At 68.4% G+C, this 18,053-nt stretch carries 20 protein-coding genes and 2 tRNA genes; 14 read left to right on the top strand and 8 right to left on the bottom strand.

The features are described from left to right. The 6 genes from QU603_RS11700 to QU603_RS11675 all read left to right on the top strand — a co-directional run bounded on the left by QU603_RS11700 (position 1) and on the right by QU603_RS11675 (position 5,237). Positions 1-1,539, top strand: coding sequence for an alpha/beta hydrolase (locus QU603_RS11700; protein ID WP_308494008.1), 1,539 nt, complete (start codon positions 1-3; stop codon positions 1,537-1,539). Between the two features lie 79 nt (positions 1,540-1,618). Then, positions 1,619-1,694 (top strand) — tRNA-Thr (locus QU603_RS11695). Between the two features lie 96 nt (positions 1,695-1,790). Further along, a complete protein-coding gene (locus QU603_RS11690; RefSeq protein WP_308491561.1) occupies positions 1,791-2,018 on the top strand; it encodes a hypothetical protein in 228 nt (75 codons plus the stop codon). Between the two features lie 71 nt (positions 2,019-2,089). Next, positions 2,090-4,324: an MMPL family transporter gene (locus QU603_RS11685; RefSeq protein ID WP_308491560.1), complete on the top strand. Its 2,235-nt coding sequence runs from the start codon at positions 2,090-2,092 to the stop codon at positions 4,322-4,324. A 17-nt stretch (positions 4,325-4,341) separates the two neighbouring features. Then, a complete protein-coding gene (locus QU603_RS11680) occupies positions 4,342-4,914 on the top strand; it encodes an isochorismatase family protein (protein ID WP_308491559.1) in 573 nt (190 codons plus the stop codon). A gap of 92 nt (positions 4,915-5,006) precedes the next feature. Next, positions 5,007-5,237 (top strand): hypothetical protein, encoded by a 231-nt coding sequence (locus QU603_RS11675; RefSeq protein ID WP_308491558.1) that lies wholly within the window; start codon positions 5,007-5,009, stop codon positions 5,235-5,237. A 4-nt stretch (positions 5,238-5,241) separates the two neighbouring features. Here QU603_RS11675 and QU603_RS11670 read toward each other — a convergent pair whose 3' ends face one another. Further along, the gene (locus tag QU603_RS11670) at positions 5,242-5,580 is read right to left on the bottom strand and encodes a hypothetical protein (RefSeq protein WP_308491557.1); all 339 of its coding nucleotides are present in this window, start codon (positions 5,578-5,580) and stop codon (positions 5,242-5,244) included. Positions 5,581-5,720: 140 nt separating this feature from the next. On the opposite strand from QU603_RS11670, the gene QU603_RS11665 reads away from it, so the two are divergent. Together QU603_RS11665 and QU603_RS11660 are read left to right on the top strand one after the other, a co-directional pair. After that, the gene (locus QU603_RS11665) at positions 5,721-6,218 is read left to right on the top strand and encodes a nucleoside deaminase (protein ID WP_308491556.1); all 498 of its coding nucleotides are present in this window, start codon (positions 5,721-5,723) and stop codon (positions 6,216-6,218) included. Positions 6,219-6,266: 48 nt separating this feature from the next. Then, on the top strand, positions 6,267-7,115 hold the full coding sequence (locus QU603_RS11660; protein ID WP_308491555.1) for a class I SAM-dependent methyltransferase: 849 nt from the start codon (positions 6,267-6,269) through the stop codon (positions 7,113-7,115). A gap of 198 nt (positions 7,116-7,313) precedes the next feature. Here the strand turns inward: QU603_RS11660 and QU603_RS11655 are convergent, their stop codons facing one another. Beyond that, positions 7,314-7,622, bottom strand: coding sequence for a metal-sensitive transcriptional regulator (locus tag QU603_RS11655; protein WP_308491554.1), 309 nt, complete (start codon positions 7,620-7,622; stop codon positions 7,314-7,316). 128 nt (positions 7,623-7,750) lie between these two features. On the opposite strand from QU603_RS11655, the gene QU603_RS16490 reads away from it, so the two are divergent. Both QU603_RS16490 and QU603_RS11650 read left to right on the top strand, forming a co-directional pair. After that, positions 7,751-7,924, top strand: coding sequence for a DUF8730 family Cys-rich protein (locus QU603_RS16490; protein ID WP_502572643.1), 174 nt, complete (start codon positions 7,751-7,753; stop codon positions 7,922-7,924). Between the two features lie 99 nt (positions 7,925-8,023). Next, a complete protein-coding gene (locus QU603_RS11650) occupies positions 8,024-9,454 on the top strand; it encodes an MBL fold metallo-hydrolase (protein ID WP_308491553.1) in 1,431 nt (476 codons plus the stop codon). A gap of 223 nt (positions 9,455-9,677) precedes the next feature. On the opposite strand, the gene QU603_RS11645 is transcribed toward QU603_RS11650, so the two are convergent. Then, positions 9,678-9,750: transfer RNA gene (locus tag QU603_RS11645), tRNA-Lys, on the bottom strand. A gap of 70 nt (positions 9,751-9,820) precedes the next feature. Next, positions 9,821-11,074 (bottom strand): NAD(P)H-binding protein, encoded by a 1,254-nt coding sequence (locus QU603_RS11640; RefSeq protein WP_308491552.1) that lies wholly within the window; start codon positions 11,072-11,074, stop codon positions 9,821-9,823. A gap of 40 nt (positions 11,075-11,114) precedes the next feature. On the opposite strand from QU603_RS11640, the gene QU603_RS11635 reads away from it, so the two are divergent. From QU603_RS11635 to QU603_RS11620, 4 genes are all read left to right on the top strand, one after another. Beyond that, positions 11,115-11,522: a helix-turn-helix transcriptional regulator gene (locus QU603_RS11635; protein WP_370655301.1), complete on the top strand. Its 408-nt coding sequence runs from the start codon at positions 11,115-11,117 to the stop codon at positions 11,520-11,522. Positions 11,523-11,593: 71 nt separating this feature from the next. Continuing rightward, positions 11,594-12,004 carry a VOC family protein gene (locus QU603_RS11630; protein WP_308491551.1) on the top strand — a complete coding sequence of 137 codons (411 nt, stop codon included), beginning with the start codon at positions 11,594-11,596 and terminating at the stop codon, positions 12,002-12,004. Between the two features lie 84 nt (positions 12,005-12,088). After that, positions 12,089-12,727: a DNA-directed RNA polymerase subunit beta gene (locus QU603_RS11625; protein ID WP_308491550.1), complete on the top strand. Its 639-nt coding sequence runs from the start codon at positions 12,089-12,091 to the stop codon at positions 12,725-12,727. Positions 12,728-12,966: 239 nt separating this feature from the next. After that, positions 12,967-13,851 (top strand): aminodeoxychorismate lyase, encoded by an 885-nt coding sequence (locus QU603_RS11620; protein ID WP_308491549.1) that lies wholly within the window; start codon positions 12,967-12,969, stop codon positions 13,849-13,851. A 157-nt stretch (positions 13,852-14,008) separates the two neighbouring features. Here QU603_RS11620 and QU603_RS11615 read toward each other — a convergent pair whose 3' ends face one another. The 4 genes from QU603_RS11615 to pstC all read right to left on the bottom strand — a co-directional run bounded on the left by QU603_RS11615 (position 14,009) and on the right by pstC (position 18,013). Further along, positions 14,009-14,845: an endonuclease domain-containing protein gene (locus QU603_RS11615; RefSeq protein WP_308491548.1), complete on the bottom strand. Its 837-nt coding sequence runs from the start codon at positions 14,843-14,845 to the stop codon at positions 14,009-14,011. Between the two features lie 288 nt (positions 14,846-15,133). Beyond that, on the bottom strand, positions 15,134-15,913 hold the full coding sequence (gene pstB, locus QU603_RS11610; RefSeq protein ID WP_308491547.1) for a phosphate ABC transporter ATP-binding protein PstB: 780 nt from the start codon (positions 15,911-15,913) through the stop codon (positions 15,134-15,136). Positions 15,914-15,935: 22 nt separating this feature from the next. Further along, complete coding sequence (pstA, locus tag QU603_RS11605; RefSeq protein ID WP_308491546.1) at positions 15,936-17,039, bottom strand: phosphate ABC transporter permease PstA; 1,104 nt, start codon at positions 17,037-17,039, stop codon at positions 15,936-15,938. After that, on the bottom strand, positions 17,039-18,013 hold the full coding sequence (pstC, locus tag QU603_RS11600) for a phosphate ABC transporter permease subunit PstC (protein ID WP_308491545.1): 975 nt from the start codon (positions 18,011-18,013) through the stop codon (positions 17,039-17,041). The genes pstA and pstC overlap by 1 nt, the downstream gene beginning before the upstream one ends. Between the last annotated feature and the right edge of the window lie 40 nt (positions 18,014-18,053).

Genomic DNA, 18,053 nt, shown 5'->3' with positions numbered 1-18,053 from the left:
ATGGTCGCCGTCCTCGCCGGACTGGCCGCGGCATCCCTCGCCTTGACCGGATGTCTGTTCTCGTTCATCCCCGATCAGGGCTCGACCAAGCCCGCCGCCACCGCGAGCGCGGCGCCCGACACCGAAGGCGTGGCGCCAGACCTCATGCCCTTCTACGGGCAGAAGGTGCACTGGCAGGCGTGCAACGGCCAGTTCGAGTGCGCGACGATCACCGCCCCGCTGGACTGGAACGATCCCGGCGCCGGCACTGCAGACCTGGCGGTGATCCGCCACCGGGCCACCGACGGCAAGGCCCTCGGGTCCCTGCTGGTCAACCCGGGCGGCCCCGGTGCCAGCGGCATCGAACTCGTGCGCGACTCGCTGCAGTTCGCGGTGGGCGACCGGCTCGCGAAGTCCTACGACGTGATCGGCTTCGACCCGCGCGGGGTCGGTGAATCCACGGCGGTCAGGTGCTTCACCGCGAAGCAGATGGATGCGTTCCTCTTCGACATCCCCACAGCCACGCGCAACACCCCGGCGTGGCGCGACGAGATGATGGCGTCGTACACGAAGTTCGCGCAGGCGTGCGAGCGCAACAGCAACGGCATCCTCCCCGATGTGAACACGGTCTTCGCAGCGCGCGACATGGACCTCATGCGTGCGGTGCTCGGCGACAAGAAGCTCAACTACCTGGGATATTCGTACGGCACGTTCCTGGGAGCCACCTACGCCAAGCTCTACCCGCAGAAGGTCGGGCGCTTCGTGCTGGACGGCGCGATCGACCCGTCGGTGTCGGGGCTGGAGGTGAGCCTCACCCAGGCCATCGGGTTCGAATCGGCGTTGAAGGCCTACATGGCATCGTGCCTGACATCGCGCGGGTGCCCGTTCAGCGGCACCGTGGACGACGGCATGGCAGACCTCGGGTCGCTGCTGGCCCGAGTGGATCGGCGTCCCCTGCCCAACAGCGACGGGCGGCAGCTCGGCGCCGACTCGCTGATGACTGCGATCGTGGCGGCGCTGTATTCGCAGGACAGTTGGCAGTACTTGACGCAGGCGCTGGCGGCGACGGCCAAGGGCGACCCGGGGCCGGCGTTCCAGCTCGCGGACTTCTACTACAACCGCGTCGACGGCAAATACCAGGACAACTCGTACGAGGCGTTCAATGCCTACAACTGCATGGACTACCCCGACGACGCGACGGCTGCGCAGAAGGCGGCCGCGGTGGCCGAGCTGAAGCAGAAGGCACCGACCATCGCACCGTACTGGAGTGTCGATCTGGACTCGTGCGACGTGTGGCCGGTCAAGGCGACCGGGGTGCGTGAACCCATCCATGCCGCTGGGGCCGGCCCGATCCTCGTGATCGGCACGACGAATGACCCGGCCACGCCGTACACGTGGGCGAAGTCGCTGGCTCAGCAGCTGGATTCGGGCATCCTCATCACGCGCGTGGGCGAGGGGCACACGGGCTTCAACAAGGGCAACAGCTGTGTGGATGCCGCGGTCAATGACTACTTCGTCGACGGGACCGTGCCCGACGGCGACATCCGCTGCGCGCGGTGATCGCGTGGTGATCGTTCGGTTCGCGGGCGCTCGGGCGACCATGTAAGATCGATCATCGTGCGCGGTGCGCTGCGCACGCGCCACCTTAGCTCAGACGGCAGAGCGATTCACTCGTAATGAATAGGTCAAGGGTTCGATTCCCTTAGGTGGCTCCACTTTCCTCAGCCTCACCGATTCTTGCGGCCTGTCCATTCCGCACGCAGATCTGTGAGAACGGTCCCGCCCCTTCTGCCGGAGAATATGATCCGGTCATGGAGACCGTGATCGACCTCGGCGAGGTGCGTGCAGAAGTCCAGCAGGTGGGGCGCTTCGATTACCGCATCAGCGTGCGGAGTGCGGCTGCGGGTCCGCCTGCCGGCAGTTGGTACCGGTTCGGGCGTGCGCGCGCTGAGCGCAAAGCGAGCCTGGAGCTTCTGCGCTACATCCGCAGACGCGACTGGGCGGTGGGTCCGGTCGTCGTCTTCCGCGCCGCGGGCTGAGCTCCGCGCGGCAGGTATGCCGACAGGGGCATCGACACAGTGGCGTCTGCGGCCCGCGTTAGGGTGGGAGCATGCCGTCGGCCGCCACACGCTCCCGTTCCGCCGCAGGGTCGACACCGAGTCGCTGGCTGCGCGTCGGCATCCCGGTGCTGCTCGTGGTGGTCTGGCTCATCGGGGGAGCGGTGGGCGGACCGTACTTCGGCAAGGTCGGCGAGGTGTCCACCAACGAGCAGTCGGCGTATCTGCCCGGCTCCGCAGAGTCCACGACTGTGCAGAACCGCCTCGCCGATTTCCTCGGCAGTGACAGTATCCCCGCTGTCGTGGTGGTCGCCGCCGACGACGGGGCGAAGCTGACCGACGCGCAGATCTCCGACCTGCGCGACCTCGCCACGAGCCTCGGCGACGTCACCGGCGTCAACGGCTCCGTCTCGCCGCCGATCGTCTCGGACGACGGTGAGGCCGCGCAGCTGTTCGTGCCGATGAACAGCGGCGAGGTCACCGATGCGGCGGCGGCCGTGCGCACCGCGCTGGATGCCGATCTGCCCGACGGCACGACGGCGTGGATCACCGGCCCTGCCGGGTTCACCGCAGATCTCGTGCAGGGCTTCCTCGGCATCGACGGACTGCTGCTGGGCGTCGCGCTGATCGCGGTCTTCCTCATCCTCGTCGTCGTCTATCGGTCACCGCTGCTGCCGATCGTGGTGCTGGCCACTGCATCCTTCGCCCTGTGCGTGGCGCTGCTGGTGGTCTGGTGGCTCGCCAAGACCGGGGTGGTGCTGCTGAACGGGCAGGTGCAGGGGATCCTGTTCATCCTCGTGATCGGCGCGGCCACCGACTATGCGCTGCTGTACGTCGCACGATTCCGCGAGGCGATCGGCGACGGACGCAGACGATGGGATGCCACGACCCGGGCATGGCGCGGAGCGTTCGAACCGATCCTCGCCTCGGGTGGCACCGTGATCGCGGGGCTGCTGTGCCTGCTGCTGAGCGACCTCGCCACCAACCGGGCACTGGGACCGATCGCCGGGATCGGCATCGCGTTCGCGATGCTGGCGGCGCTCACCTTCCTGCCGGCGCTGCTGGCGCTGCTGGGGCGCGCGGCGTTCTGGCCGTTCATCCCACGGCACCCGATCGCGATGATCCCCGACGACCTCTCGCAGCCGGTGAAGGGCTTCTGGCCGCGTCAGGCACGCCTGGTCGCCCGCCGCGCGCGTCCGGTGTGGATCGTCTGCCTGGTCGTGCTGCTGGCGGCCGGCACCGGCATCCTGCAGTTGAAGGCCGACGGGGTGCCCTCCAGCGACCTGGTGCTGGGGCACTCCGAAGCGCGTGACGGCCAGCAGGTGCTCGGCGACCACTTCGACGCCGGTTCGGGATCGCCCGTGTATGTGCTCGTGCCCGAGGCGCAGGTCGCCTCGGCGGGCGGCGTCATGGACAAGACCGGCGGCATCGAATCGCTGGCGGCGGCATCCACCGACTCCGTGTCGGGGCAGGTCAGCGTGGCCGTCGACGGCGACCAGGTCACATACACCGCGCCTGGCCCCCCGGGGGGCCCTGCACCGTCGCCGACCGTGTCTCACGGCGACGTTCTGCTGATCGGCACGCTGACCGACTCGGCGGACTCCGCCGCCGCCGAAGACACCGTGCGCGCACTGCGCACCGATCTCGCCGATACCGTGCCCGATGCGGCCGTGGGCGGAGTCACGGCCACCGACGTCGACGCGAACGACACGTCGATCCGGGACCGGACACTGATCATCCCGATCGTGCTGGTCGTGATCTTCGTGATCCTCATGCTGCTGTTGCGCGCCATCGTTGCGCCGCTGCTGCTGATCGGCTCGGTGATCGTGTCGTTCGCCACCGCCCTCGGCGTCTCGGCGCTCGTGTTCAACCACATCTTCCACTTCCCCGGGGCGGATCCCGCCGTGCCGTTGTACGGGTTCGTCTTCCTCGTGGCGCTGGGTGTGGACTACAACATCTTCCTGATGACACGCGTGCGCGAAGAGTCCCGCGGGCACGGCACCAGACCGGGCATTCTCCGGGGCCTGGTGGCCACGGGCGGGGTGATCACCTCGGCCGGGCTCGTGCTGGCGGCGACCTTCGCCGCGCTCGGGGTGATCCCGATCCTCTTCCTCGCCCAGATCGCATTCATCGTCGCGTTCGGCGTGCTGGTGGACACGTTCGTCGTGCGCTCGCTGTTGGTGCCGGCCGCGTCGTACGACATCGGTCGGGCGGTCTGGTGGCCGTCGAAACTGTGGCGGGCGGGAGTGGATGCCGGCCGGAAACCGCCGGCCCGCGATCGCCGGTGAGTGCGTACCCTCGAGGTATGGGCAAAGCGCTGTTCATCGTCGACGTGCAGAACGACTTCACCGAGGGCGGTGCCCTCGGCGTCGAAGGCGGGGATGCCGTTGCCGCCGCGGTGTCGCGCCACCTCGCCGACCACGGCGGCGACTATGCCCTCATCGTGGCGTCGCGCGATTGGCATGACGCGACGGGGGACAATGGCGGGCATTTCGCGGTGGAGACGGAGCCCGACTTCGTGACGACCTGGCCCGTGCACTGCGTCGCCGGGACAGAGGGCGCCGAATACGATCCGGGCCTGGTGACGGCATCCATCACACATCACGTGAAGAAGGGGCAGGGCAAGCCCGCCTATTCGCTGTTCGAAGGCGTCACCGACGACGGTGAGACCGTGGAACAGCTGTTGAACGCGCACGGCATCGTCGACGTGGATGTCACGGGCATCGCCACCGACTATTGCGTGCGGGCCTCTGCGCTGGACGCGATCGCACACGGCCGGCACGTGCGCGTGCTCACGCAGCTCGTCGCCGGCGTCGCTGCCGAGACCAGCGAGGCGGCTCTGGCCGAGCTGGCGCACGCGGGTGCCGAGCTCGTCTGACCACTGCCGACGTCGTGCGGCGGCTCTCAGACGCCAGTCGCGATTGAGCAGACTCATACGATCGGGCAAGCGACGGGTCGTACACTCAGCGCATGGCCAAGCCTCGCTGGAACGAACTGTCCCCTGGCCTGCGGGCGGTGATCGTGATCGCCGGGGTGGTGCAGATCGGCCTGATCGGCGCGGCGCACGCCGATCTGTCACGGCGCGCCGACGCGCAGGTCCGCGGCCCCAAGCGCATGTGGCGCCTGATCAGCCTGATCAACTACGTGGGCCCCATCGCGTACTTCGTCGCGGGGCGTGTGCCGGCCGACGACGCTCGTTGACCTCTCATGTGACGTGTGAATGGCCGGTCGAGCGCACTTCGGTCATACCTTCGGGCCCGCCGCCGGTGCCGAACTGGAAGTCGACGATGCCCTCATGGTTCACGCTTGCTTCGAGCACTGTGTCCGCCAGCGCCTCGACGACATCCGGTGCGAGAAAGACGCGGGCTCCGGCCTGGTCGACCACCATGTCACCCGGTTCGGGCCCGCCGACCGGCTCGAGCGCGTAATCCGTCCCGCGGTCGGCCCCGTCGCTGATGCGGACGCCGCCGAATTCACGTCCACCCGGTGTCTTTGCTGCGACGGCGCGAATGATGATGCAGGCGTCATCGGCGATGGCGAACATGGTGACCTCCCCTCGGCGCAGCCGGTGGGCGCGCGATTACCAGCCTAGGGCGGCGTCGGCACGCCGGGGGCGCTGTCGATCCCGAGCCCCGGTCAGTCCGCGACGTTGACAGGCGCGTCGGCGCGGGGGAACCTGGCAGCATGACCTCTGGATCGCTCCTGACGGCCCAAGACCATGTGCACCTGCGCCGCTGCGTCGACCTTGCGCGCGAGGCGCTCGAGGTCGGCGATGAGCCGTTCGGCTCACTGATCGCAGATGCGTCCGGCACGGTGCTGTTCGAGGACCGCAACCGCGTCGCGGGCGGCGACGCCACCCGCCACCCCGAGTTCGAGATCGCCCGGTGGGCGGCGCAGAACATGGATGCAGCGGCACGGGGCACGGCGGTGGTCTACACGTCGGGCGAGCATTGCCCGATGTGCAGCGCCGCACATGCCTGGGTGGGCCTCGGGCGCATCGTGTATGCGTCCAGCACGGCGCAGCTGGTCGCCTGGCGCGCCGAATGGTGCCTCGAGCCCGGCCCGGTCGCGCCCTTGCCGATCACCGTGATCGCTCCGGGTATCGAGGTCGCCGGCCCTGACCTCGAGCTGTCGGCCGAGGTGCGCGAACTGCACCGGCGCCTGCACGGTGTGCCCGGATAACCCGGGCCGGGAGAGTATCATCGGTGCGGTCCTGACGGGGAGCCGAGGGTGGCCCAACACACAGAGCCGAACACCGAGCCGAACGAGCAGATCGCGCGGTCGCATCTGGCACGCCAGATGGCTGAGTCGTTCGGCGTCGATCCTGCGCGCTACGACCGCACGCGGCCGCGGTACCCGCAGGAGATGATCGACCGGATCGTCGCGGCCTCACCGGGCCGCGACGTGCTCGACGTCGGTGCGGGAACAGGTGTGGCTGCTCGGCAGTTCGCAGACGCGGGATGCGCCGTGCTCGGCGTCGAGGTCGATGCCCGGATGGCCGCCTTCGCGTGTGAGCGCGGTGCGGACATCGAGGTTGCGAAGTTCGAGGAGTGGGATGCCGCGGGTCGCGCGTTCGACCTCGTGATCGCGGGACAGGCCTGGCACTGGATCGACCCGGCCGGCGGTGCGGCCAAGGCGAGGGCGGTGCTGAGGCCGGCCGGGCGCGTCGCGGTGTTCTGGAATGCGCCCGAGCTGCCGGCGGCGTTGGCGGACGCCTACGCGATGATGGTCGACAAGGCCGCGAGCGGATTCGTCGAGGTCGGGGGATTCAGCACGTTCGAGCTGTGGCGGTTCGAGTGGGACCACACGTATACGCGCGACGAGTGGCTCGACCAGCTGCGACGTCGGGCACCCTCACATGAACGCCGCACGACGAACTGGCCGGCATCCTCGCCGCCGTCGGCGCCGCGATCGACGAGGTCGGCGGCACCTTCACCATGCGCTATACGACGGTTGTCGGCACCGCGGCACGGACTGCGTGATCGATGTCGAGGGTCACATCGAGAACATATGTATGGTGCCCCCGGACGATTGCGATATCTCGACCCACCGGTCAAATGCCGCTTGCTCTTCCTTTGAGCTACTGAGCTACGGGGGCTCACGCAGGAGCCGTCCAAGCTGTGCGGTACCTGTCGGCGGTCTAAACCCAATACCGTGGCATCCACTCCGCGTGTGCGGGTGAGCACGAGCGCTGCGCCCTCTTGCAGCGCCTGGAAGGCGGTGGCATCGATCTCGCGCCCTGCAATCCGGACACGTCCGCGTTCTCACGGGGTCCGGTCAAGCGAGGCTGAGGAAGAGCCTTTCCAGTTCTCGAGGGGTTGCAGCGTCTGGCGCGTCGGGATCGCTCAGGCACTCCTGCAGTGCGGTGGATATCACCAGGTAACCCGCGCGATCGATCGCTTTTGACACTGCGGCCAGCTGTTGGACGACATCGCGACAGTGGTGATCATGTTCGACCGCCGAGATGACTGCGGCGAGTTGCCCATGAGCGCGGCGTAGCCGATTGACGATTTTCCGTTTGGCCTCGGCGCTGTGCTCGGCGTCAGGCTCACTGCTGTTGTGCTCGCGAGGCGGTTCGAGAGTCATGACTGGATTCCTCCAACAGGTCGATTTGACACTCATGATACCCCAGGGAGTATGCTGACCAGACAGAACACAATACTCCTAGGGGTATTTCTGAGAACGATCTGATGTTGTGAGAGAAGGAGGCCGGTGTGTGTCGAGCAGTGACCTGTCGCACGTGCGGCAAGACGACCTGGGCAGGGTGCGGACAACACGTCGCGTCGGTTAGGCAGAGCGTTCCCGCTGCGCAGTGGTGCAACGGGAAACACTCCCAGTCGGAGGTCGACGCAGCCGACGCTGCGCGCCCCGGGCTCTTCGCTCGCTAGTTCGGGCGCTAGAGAACCGAGATCCCAGGAAATGCTGATGACGACGGGCAGCGGCTTGGAGCTTCTGGAAGCCGCCGCACTACAAGAAAGAACCTGATCATGCTTCTGGACCGCATCTACGATGAGGATCTCGCACAGGCGAGCTACATCATCGGCTGCCAAGCCACTGGCGACGCAATCGTCGTCGATCCCCGTCGCGACACAGACGTCTATCTCGAGATCGCAGAGAAGAACGGGATGCGAATCGTCGCCGTCACGGAGACGCACATCCATGCCGACTTCCTCTCTGGCACGCGGGAGCTGGCCGCCAGGACCCGGGCGCAGATGTATGTGTCCGACGAGGGCGGGCCGGACTGGCTCTACGGCAGCGGCTTCGACGCGGCCGTGCGAATGAAGCATGGTCACCGGATCGCGATCGGCAACATCGCGGTCGAGGCGGTGCACACCCCGGGTCACACCCCCGAGCACCTGTCATTCCTGGTGACCGACGGGGCGCAGTCGACGCAGCCGGGGTTCATCTTGACAGGCGACTTCGTCTTCGTCGGCGACCTCGGCCGCCCGGACCTGCTCGATGAGGTCGTCGGCTCCGTCGACACCCGATTCGCCAGCGCCAAAGACCTGTTCGCCAGCCTGCGCGATCGTTTCCTCACCCTCCCTGACTACGTGCAGGTGCTTCCGGCGCACGGCTCGGGTTCCGCATGCGGCAAAGCGCTGGGGGCGGTGCCGTCATCGACGGTCGGCTATGAGCGGCACTTCTCCTGGTGGAGCAGACATCTGCAGGACGGCGACGAAGAGGGATTCATCGAGGAACTGCTGGACGGCCAACCCGATGCCCACGCGTACTTCGCCCGCATGAAGCGGCAGAATCAGGTCGGGCCTGCCGTGGCCGGCCCGCCTGCTGCCCTGGTCGAGTACACGGCAGATGAGGTGCGTTCCGGCGTCGAGCACGACACGCTCATCGTCGTCGACACCCGTCATCACAGCCAGGTGCACGCCGGCACCGTGCCGTCGTCGCTGAACATCCCCGGTCCCGGCAAGGCCGCAAGCTACGGCGCGTGGGTCATCGATCCCGAGGTTGAGGAGCGCCCTCTTGTGCTGCTCGCCGCGTCGCGCGCAGCGGCGGAGGACATTCGTGATCACCTGATCCGCGTCGGCATCGACACGGTAAGCGGCTATATCAGCTCGCTCGATGACCTTGACCTCGTCGAGCCGAAGCTGGTCCACCCGGAGGAGCTATCCGCATACGAGCGTGCACTGTTGCTCGACGTTCGCAACTCGACCGAGTACTCTGCCGGTCATCTGCCGGGCGCTGAACGGCTCTCCGCGGGCCGCATAATGTGGAATCTTGACGAGCTGCCTGCGCCGAATGCGGGCACGATCGTCACATACTGTCGCAGCGGGGTGCGCAACAGCGTCACTGCGAGTGCGCTGCGCCGTGCCGGGTATGACGTCGCCGAACTCGACGGCAGCTATATCGCGTGGGCGAATGTCCCCGGTAGCAGCCCGGCCACAGGTATGGCCGCCAGGTAATCGTGCCTGGATGACTGGTCGATTCTCCGTCACGCGTTGGCCTTGACGGTCGGCTGGATGCGGATGCCACTTGCGTGTGCTCGGGCACGTCGACTGAGTCTTCGCCCCGTCAGGCCGGCACGTGCTGCGCCGTTGACGATGATCCGCACGGTCACGCCGAGTCAGACGATGCCGCGTCGCGACGGCGTGGCCGCACGTTCGCTCTCGAGCTGAAGCGATGGGGTGGGCCCGGAGGGGCTCGAACCCTCGACCCGCGGATTAAAAGTCCGATGCTCTGCCAACTGAGCTACAGGCCCGTGGGATACAGCCTACTTTGCTCACGCCGTCATCGACGACACCGGGGCACGGTCGGCCCCACTGCTGCGCTCACTGCGGCGTCGGGATCGTCGCCGTCACGCGGAACGCGCCGTCATCGCGCGCATCGACACTGGTCGCCCCTCCCAGCCGCCGCACCTCGGAGCGGCTGCGGTCCAGGCCCGCCACGACCCGCCCCGGGGCGGTCAGCCGAGCGGGCCCGTGCGTGACCTCGACTTCGACGGCGCCCGAAAGGTAGCGCACGCAGGCCGTGGCATCCACCCCGCGTGTGCGGGTCAGCACGAGTGCGGCGCCCTCCTGCAGGGCCTCGAAGGCGGCGGCATCGATCGTCGGTGCGAGCGGGCGAGGCTCTCCCTCGATCGTCAGTGAGATGGGCATGCCCGCGCGCTGCAGGCCGGCGATCAGCTCACGTGCGTTCGTCAGGCTCGGCTCGGGCGGCGTGGGAAGCGGCTCGCGGACGATCGAGATGCCGGCGATCCGATGCGCCTGCGATGCCTGGACGATGCCGTCCGAGCCGGTCTGCTCGATGAGCCAGGTCGTGAAGTCCGGCCCCGCGATCTGTGCATCGACGGGTGCCAGCAGGCTCCCGTTTCGCATCTGCGTGCCGCCCCGACCGGGCATCGACAGCTCGACCACACGGCCTGGTACTCCCGCAGCGCGCCCGTAACGGCGCGCGAGATCGGCCATGCGTTCCACGCGGGGACCGGCGAGATCCCCGACTCTGCCCTGTGGTGCGCCCTCGGCCAGCTCGACCAGGCGCGCAGCCACCTCGCTCGCGGCGATTGGCTGCGAGCGCATGGTCGGAACGAGAACGAACGGGCCGAGCTTGGCGCGCGTGAACATCTGCCGCGCGAACTCGTGGAACTGCGTCGCTCGCAGGATGGTCCACGGCACCGGACCGGCTGTCACCAGTCGTTCCTGCGCCTGCTTGCCCTGGTAGTAGCCGTATCCCTTCTCGACGGTGTCGATGCCGACGATCGACAGGGCGATGTGATGGCGCACGCCCGCCGCCTGCTCGGCGCGCAGCAGATTGCCGGTGATCGCCTGGAAGCCACGGATGGATGCCGCAGCCGACATCGTCGCCGGTCCGCTGACATCGATCAGGGTGTCCACACCGCGCAGCACGGCCTGCAGGCCGTCGCCCGCGACGAGGTCGACGCCGGTCGAACGCGACAGCACGACCGGTTCGTGTCCGTGCGCGCGCACGAGTTCGGTGACGAAGCGTCCGACGGTGCCGGTGCCCCCGGCGATCGCGATGCGCTGTGGTGTGCGCTGTGGTCTGCGCTGTGGTCTGCTCTCAGCCATGGTCCGAGCGTAGTGCGATGCGTTCGAGTAGGGTCGGGCCGTGGCATCCACCCCTCAGACGCCAGAGACCCTCGCGCACTTGCGGCGCGCGCGAGACCTGATGGATCGTGCGTATGCCGAACCGCTGGACGTGCCCACCATGGCCGCCCACGCGTTCATGTCGCCTGCGCACTTCTCCCGCGAGTTCAAGACGGCCTACGGCGAGACTCCGTACGCCTATCTGATGACCCGGCGCATCGAGCGGGCCATGGCGCTGCTGCGCTCGGGTGTGTCGGTCACGGATGCGTGCACCGCCGTGGGGGCGACCTCGCTCGGATCCTTCAGCTCGACGTTCAGCGAGATCGTCGGCGAGAGTCCGAGCGCCTATCGCAACCGTCCGCACGACGATGCCGAGGCACTGCCGGAGTGCTTCGCCCGTGTGCTCACGCGCCCCACCCGCTACGTGTGAGAGCCGCTGCCGGGATCAAGCGAGCAGGATTCGAGAAGCGCGGCGGGATGCCACGGCTTAGCGTCGAGGTCATGACAGACATCAGGTTCGGATACTTCCCGCTGACCGTCGACGACGTCGACGCCGCCCTCGCGTTCTATCGCGACGCGCTGGGGCTGGTCGTGCTCAACGACGTGTCGGGCAACGGGTGGCGCTGGCTGAGCATGGGGATCCCCGACCAGCCCGGCGTCGTCCTCGTGCTCTCGGCTCCCGGCGCCGGACGCTCTCCCGACGACGCCGACGCTCTGGCGCGACTGATCGCCAAAGGTGCAGGCCCGGGCCCGGTCGTGTTCGCCACCAGCGACCTCGACGCCGCCTTCGAGCGCATCCGCGCCACGGGCGCCGAGGTGCTGCAGGAGCCCATGGACCAGCCGTGGGGTCCGCGCGACTGCGCGTTCCGTGACCCGGCGGGCAACCTCGTGCGCATCAACGGGACGGCGTGACCGCCGCGCGTAGGTTCGGGCGGCTCGCGGGGCGCGGGCCCCGGGTGCCGGGCGCGGGCCCAGGGTCCCAGGTAGCCTTGTCGGGTGACGGACGCAGGACGAGACTTCCATAAGCCGGTGCGCCGGGCGACCGGCGAGCTCGATCGGCTGTTCGGTGCGCACGACCCCGCAGACAAGACGAGGGCCGCCCATTCGACCGCGGCGGCGCTGCTGTCGCGGGTGCGGGCCGACCCCGACAGCGAGACGGTCGAGCGGCTGGTGACGTTCACGAGCACGCACGGCATCGACGACATCGCCGAGCTGTGGTCGCAGGCACCGGCGCGATCGCTGCCGGGCGCGCTGTGGCGGCTGTACCTGCTGCAGCTGATGATCCACGACGACCCGCACACCGCGGCGCTGCTGTACGAGCGCGGGCGCGTCGAGATCGCCTCTGTCGACCCCGTCGTCGCCGGCGCGCCGGTGCCCGCGGCCCCCGACGAGCTGGTCGCGCTGGTGGACCGCATCATGCGTGGGGCGTTCGCAGGCGACTTCGCCGTGGCGCTCGAGCGTGCGGCCGCGTTCTGTCGGGTCGAGGCATCCGGTGCCACCCACGTCGCCGACGATTACGAGCCGACCGAGCCCGAGCGGGCGAGCGCGCTGACGACCCGTGCGCTGCGGCTGTCGACCTATGCCGGCGACTTGTCGGCCAGCGCCGGCTTGTGGCGCCGCGAGTCGCTGACCTGACGAGGAATACGGCAACCGGGGCGCCCGGCTGGGCGTGACCGGCGCGCTGCCGGGCATGCGCCCGGGCACAGAAGCGCCGGGCCGCAGAACGCCTCTCGGCGCGAGGCCGCTCGAAGCGGCAGAAGATGGAGCCCGGGGTTACTGCGGCCCGGCCGATCCAGTGTAACCGACGTATCGGATCGGCTATTCCCCGGACCGCCCGCAACGGCCGGCAGGTTCGTACGCAATAGGCTCGACGCATGGCCGCACACTTCGCCCTGCTGATCGATCCGGCACCCGTCCAGGATGACCGCGAGGACTTCGCCGCCACGTTCCAAGCAGTGGATTCGTCCGCTCCGGCGCTGAGCGTCGGCGAGCTGAGCACGCAGCGCGGCGACGGCATCTTCGAGACGATCGGCGTCGTCGGCGGTCACCCGCAGGAGGCAACCGCGCACCTCGAGCGTCTGGCCCATTCCGCCCGGCTGTGCGATCTGCCCGCACCGAACCTGCGCCAGTGGCGACAGGCCGTCACCCGTGCTGCCGCCGAATGCGGCCCGGGCGAGGGGGCGATCAAGCTGATCCTCAGCCGCGGAGTGGAGCAGGGGCCGGCACCCACCGCGTGGGTCACGGCATCCCTCTCTCCCGATCATGCGGCCGCACGCACCCGCGGCATCCGCGTCGTGACCCTGGATCGCGGCATCGACGCCGGCGCCGCTGAACGGGCGCCGTGGCTGCTGCTGGGCGCGAAGACGCTCTCATATGCGATGAACATGGCCGCGCTGCGCGAAGCGCATCGCAGAGGCGCCGACGATGCGATCTTCGTGACGAGCGACGGGCTCGTGCTCGAAGGCCCCACCTCGTCGGTCGTGCTGCGGTTCGGCGACCGCTACGTGACGCCGGCGACGGGCACCGGCATCCTGCACGGCACGACGCAGATGAGCCTGTTCGACCATCTGCACGCGACGGGGCGCGCGGCCGCGTATGAGTCGGTGCCGGTTGCGGCGCTGACCGAGGCGGATGCCGCATGGCTGGTCTCGAGCGTCCGCCTGGCGGCACCGGTCACGGCCGTGGACGGTGTCGAGATTCCGGCCGACGCCGACGAGACGGCGTCGTTCAACCGCTACCTGCTCAGCCCCCGCGACTGAGCCGCGCGCCGCCACCCGCCGTCTCGCCCCGTCATCCCGTGCACACGAGCGGGGATCTTCTCGACACGCCGGGGTGGGATGCCGCGGCTGCGGCGCGTCGGTGAAGATCCCCGCAGCTGTGCCCGAGCGCGCGTGCCGACGGCACCGCGGCGCACGTTCAGCGGCGGTGGAGGTGGGCGCCGGCGCGCACCTGCCCGAGGATCGCGTCTTCGACGAGCTCCCAATCGTGGACCACGAGCGCGTAGTCGAACCGCAGTGTCACGTAGTCCCAAGCGGCGGCATTCGCATCGCGGACGAGATCCTTGTGACGGTGCGACTCATCGTCGTGGTTCGCCTTGCCGTCGATCTCGACGATGAGTCGGTCGCCGATCAGGAAGTCGACGCGTCCGACGCCGACGATCGTGATCTGCGGTCTGATCCGCAGGCCGAAGCGGCGCAGGCGCCAGCGAAACAGCGACTCCAGGCCGCTGTCGGCGTCGTTCCGGGCGATCAGGATGGCCTCGCGCGCGGCGTCGTTGGTGTGCGTCTTCAGCCAGGCGACCTCAGCCTTCGAGATCTTGCCCAGGTGAAGCGCCGATTCCAGGCTGACGAAGAAGGCGTCGAGTCCGCGGCACGCGAGTATCTGACGCAGCACGCGAGGCACGGAGGGAAGCCCGAACGCGTCGACGGCCTTCGCCTCATCCCAGTGTTCGACACACGTGCACGGTTCGTGAGCACGCCGGTGTCCGCTGCCGTTCAGCCAGACGTGTGGCGTCTGGTCGTCCTCGTCGTCAAGAACCCACAGTCCGTGGTGTCGCGCGGCGCTGAGACACGCCAGAGCCCCGCCGTGCGCGGCGGCCGCCCGCGCGGCTGCGCACGGCTGCTCGTATGCGTAGACGCCGCGGCGCACACGTTCCAGGGTGCCGTCACCCAGCGACGCCTCGATCCAGCGGCGGTCGTGCCCGTCGGCTCGCAGCTGCGCGTAGGTCGTGACCCGCGCCGTCGTCTCACACACATCGCCATGCTGGCCCGCCGATCACCGCTCGTGGGGCGTCATGGAAGATCTGTGGATGACTCAGGTCCGATCATCGCCTGTGCAGGAGGCGGCGACAGCGGGCCCGTGCACACGAGCGGGGATTTTCGCGACACGCCGGGGTGGGATGCCGCGACCGCGGCGTGTCGGTGACGATCCCCGCTCGTGTGCCGGTCGATGGGTGGAGGGAGGGCGGGACCGACGTGCCGTGGGCCGGTCGATGGGTGGGCCGGTCGGTGGGTGGGGGCCGACGGATCGGCCGGGCCGGACTCACCCGAAGCGGCCGGAGACGTAGTCCTCGGTGGCCTGCTCGCTCGGGGTGGTGAACAGCGTCGCGGTGTCGTTGTACTCGATCAGCTTGCCGGGCTCGCCGGTGCCGGCGATGTTGAAGAACGCGGTGCGCTCGCTCACCCGCGACGCCTGCTGCATGTTGTGCGTGACGATCACGATCGTGTACTCGGTCTTCAGCTTGGCGATCAGCTCTTCGATCGCATATGTCGAGATCGGATCGAGGGCCGAGCACGGCTCGTCCATCAGCAGCACCTCGGGTTCCACGGCGATCGCGCGGGCGATGCACAGACGCTGCTGCTGGCCGCCTGAGAGCCCCGAGCCGGGCTTGTCGAGCCGGTCCTTGACCTCGTTCCAGAGGTTCGCGCCGCGCAGCGACCGTTCCGTCAGGTCATCGGCATCCTGCTTCGAGATGCGCCTGTTGTTCAGGCGTACGCCCGCCAGCACGTTCTCCTTGATCGACATCGTGGGGAACGGGTTCGGACGCTGGAAGACCATGCCGACGTTGCGGCGCACGGCCACCGGGTCCACGCCCGGGGCGTAGAGGTCGTCGCCGTCCAGCAGCACGCGGCCTTCGACGCGCGCGCCGGGGATGACCTCGTGCATGCGGTTCAGCGTCCGCAGGAATGTGGACTTGCCGCAGCCGGACGGGCCGATGAACGCGGTGACGCTGCGCGGCTCGATGTGCAACGAGACGCCCTCTACGGCGCGGAAGTCGCCGTAGTAGACGTTGAGGTCGGTGACGTCGATGCTCTTGGACAATTCGTTTCCTTCGGAGTCGATTCTAGAAGCTGCGCGTGGGCGCGAAGATCTTTGCGATGAGGCGCCCGATGAGGTTCAGGGCCATCACGATGATGATCAGCGTCAGTGCCGCCGTCCACGCGCGGTCGATCGAGGCGGGGGCGCTCACTCCTGCCGCCTGCATGTACTGCGTGTACACGAACACCGGCAGCGTCATCATCCGGTCGGCGAACAGGTTGTAGTTCATGCTGAATGTGAACCCGGTCACCAGCAGCAGCGGTGCGGTCTCGCCGATGACGCGTGCGATCGCGAGCATGATGCCGGTGACGATCCCCGCCAGCGACGTCGGCAGCACGATGCGCAGGATCGTCAGCCACTTGGGCACGCCCAGCGCATACGAGGCCTCGCGCAGTTCGTTGGGCACGAGGCGCAGGATCTCTTCGCTCGAGCGTACGACCACCGGGATCATCAGCACCGACAGTGCGACTGCCCCCATGAAGCCGTTGCGCACGGCGGGGCCGAGCAGCAGCGAGAACAGTGCGAAGGTGAACAGGCCGGCGACGATCGAGGGGATGCCGGTCATCACGTCGACCAGGAACGTGATGGACCGGGCGAGTGCACCGCGACCGTACTCGACGAGATAGATCGAGGTGAGCAGGCCGATCGGCACGGAGATCAGTCCGGCCATGAGCGTGATCAGCAGCGTGCCCATGATCGCGTGCAGTGCGCCGCCGCCGTCGCCGATGACATTGCGCATCGATTCGGTGAAGAACGCTATGTCCAGGCGCGCCAGGCCGTTGGTCAGCACCGTCCACACCAGCGAGATCAGCGGCAGCAGCGCGATGATGAACGCCGTGGAGACCAGTGACGTGAGGAGGCGGTCCTTGGCGCGCCGCGCACCCTCGACGATCCGGGCGATCACGTACAGCACGATGTCGAACAGGACCGTGCCGAAGAAGATGGTCCCGACGATGTTGAAACCGGCGGTGATGTGTGCGGCCGTCAGCAGGCCGAAGAATGCGGCGCTGAGCACCCACGCTCCGGCCAGCACCATCCAGGCGGTGCCGCGGGGCAGACGGCCCGAGGTGAGGGTGTTGTGAGACCGGATGCCGGGGCTCGCGGCGCGCGTGGCTGTTGCGGTGGACATCAGTTGGCTCCCGAGAATGCGGCGCGGCGGCTGATGATCCATCGTGCGAGCACGTTGACCAGCAGAGTCACCGCGAACAGGACCAGACCCGAGGCGACGAGGGCGTTCACGGCGACTCCGGTGGCTTCGGGGAACTGCAGTGCGATGTTCGCGGCGATCGTGTTCGGGTTCTGCGCCTGCAGCACCGCGAACTTGACGATGAAGGCGGGCGAGAGCACCATCGCGATCGCGAAGGTCTCACCCAGCGCTCGCCCCAGTCCCAGCATGATCGACGAGATGATGCCGCTGCGTGCGAACGGCAGCACCGACATCCGGATCATCTCCCAGCGGGTGGCGCCCAGGGCGAGGGCCGCCTCTTCGTGCAGCCGCGGCGTCTGCAGAAACACCTCGCGGCAGATGGCGGTCATGATCGGGATCACCATCACGGCCAGCACGACCGCGGCGGTGAGGATCGTGCGACCGGTGCCCGAGACCGGCGGGGCGAACAGCGGGAACCAGCCCACGTTCGCACCGAGCCACTGGTAGAAGGGTTGGACGAACGGGGCGATGGTCACGATGCCCCACAGGCCGAAAACGACCGAGGGGATCGCGGCGAGCAGATCGATGATGTAGCCGAGCGTCTGCGAGACCCGGCGCGGTGCATAGTGCGTGATGAACAGCGCGATGCCGATCGAGAGCGGAGTGGCCATCAGCATCGCCAGGAACGCAGCCCAGACCGTGCCGAAGGTCAGCGGCCACACGTACTGCCAGAAGTTGGTGGAGTCGTTGGGCAGTTCGCCGGGGCCGGCCACCAGCGCGGGGATGCTCTGGATGACGAGGAAGATCGCGACGGCGGCGAGGATGGCCAGGATCAGGGAGCCCGCGACGATCGTCGTGGTGGAGAACACGCGGTCCCCGACGCGGACCTTCGCGCCGGGCCGGGCGGGCCGGACGGCCGAGACGCGCTCGGGCGGAGCTGCGGTGGGAGCGGTCATCCTGCTCTTTCTTCTTCCGTTCGGGTGGAGGTCCGGGTGG

Source organism: Microbacterium terrisoli, assembly GCF_030866805.1.
GTDB classification, from domain to species: Bacteria; Actinomycetota; Actinomycetes; order Actinomycetales; family Microbacteriaceae; genus Microbacterium; species Microbacterium terrisoli.
The sequence above is the reverse complement of the archived record's forward strand: the minus strand, read 5'-3'. Positions and strand labels throughout refer to the sequence as shown.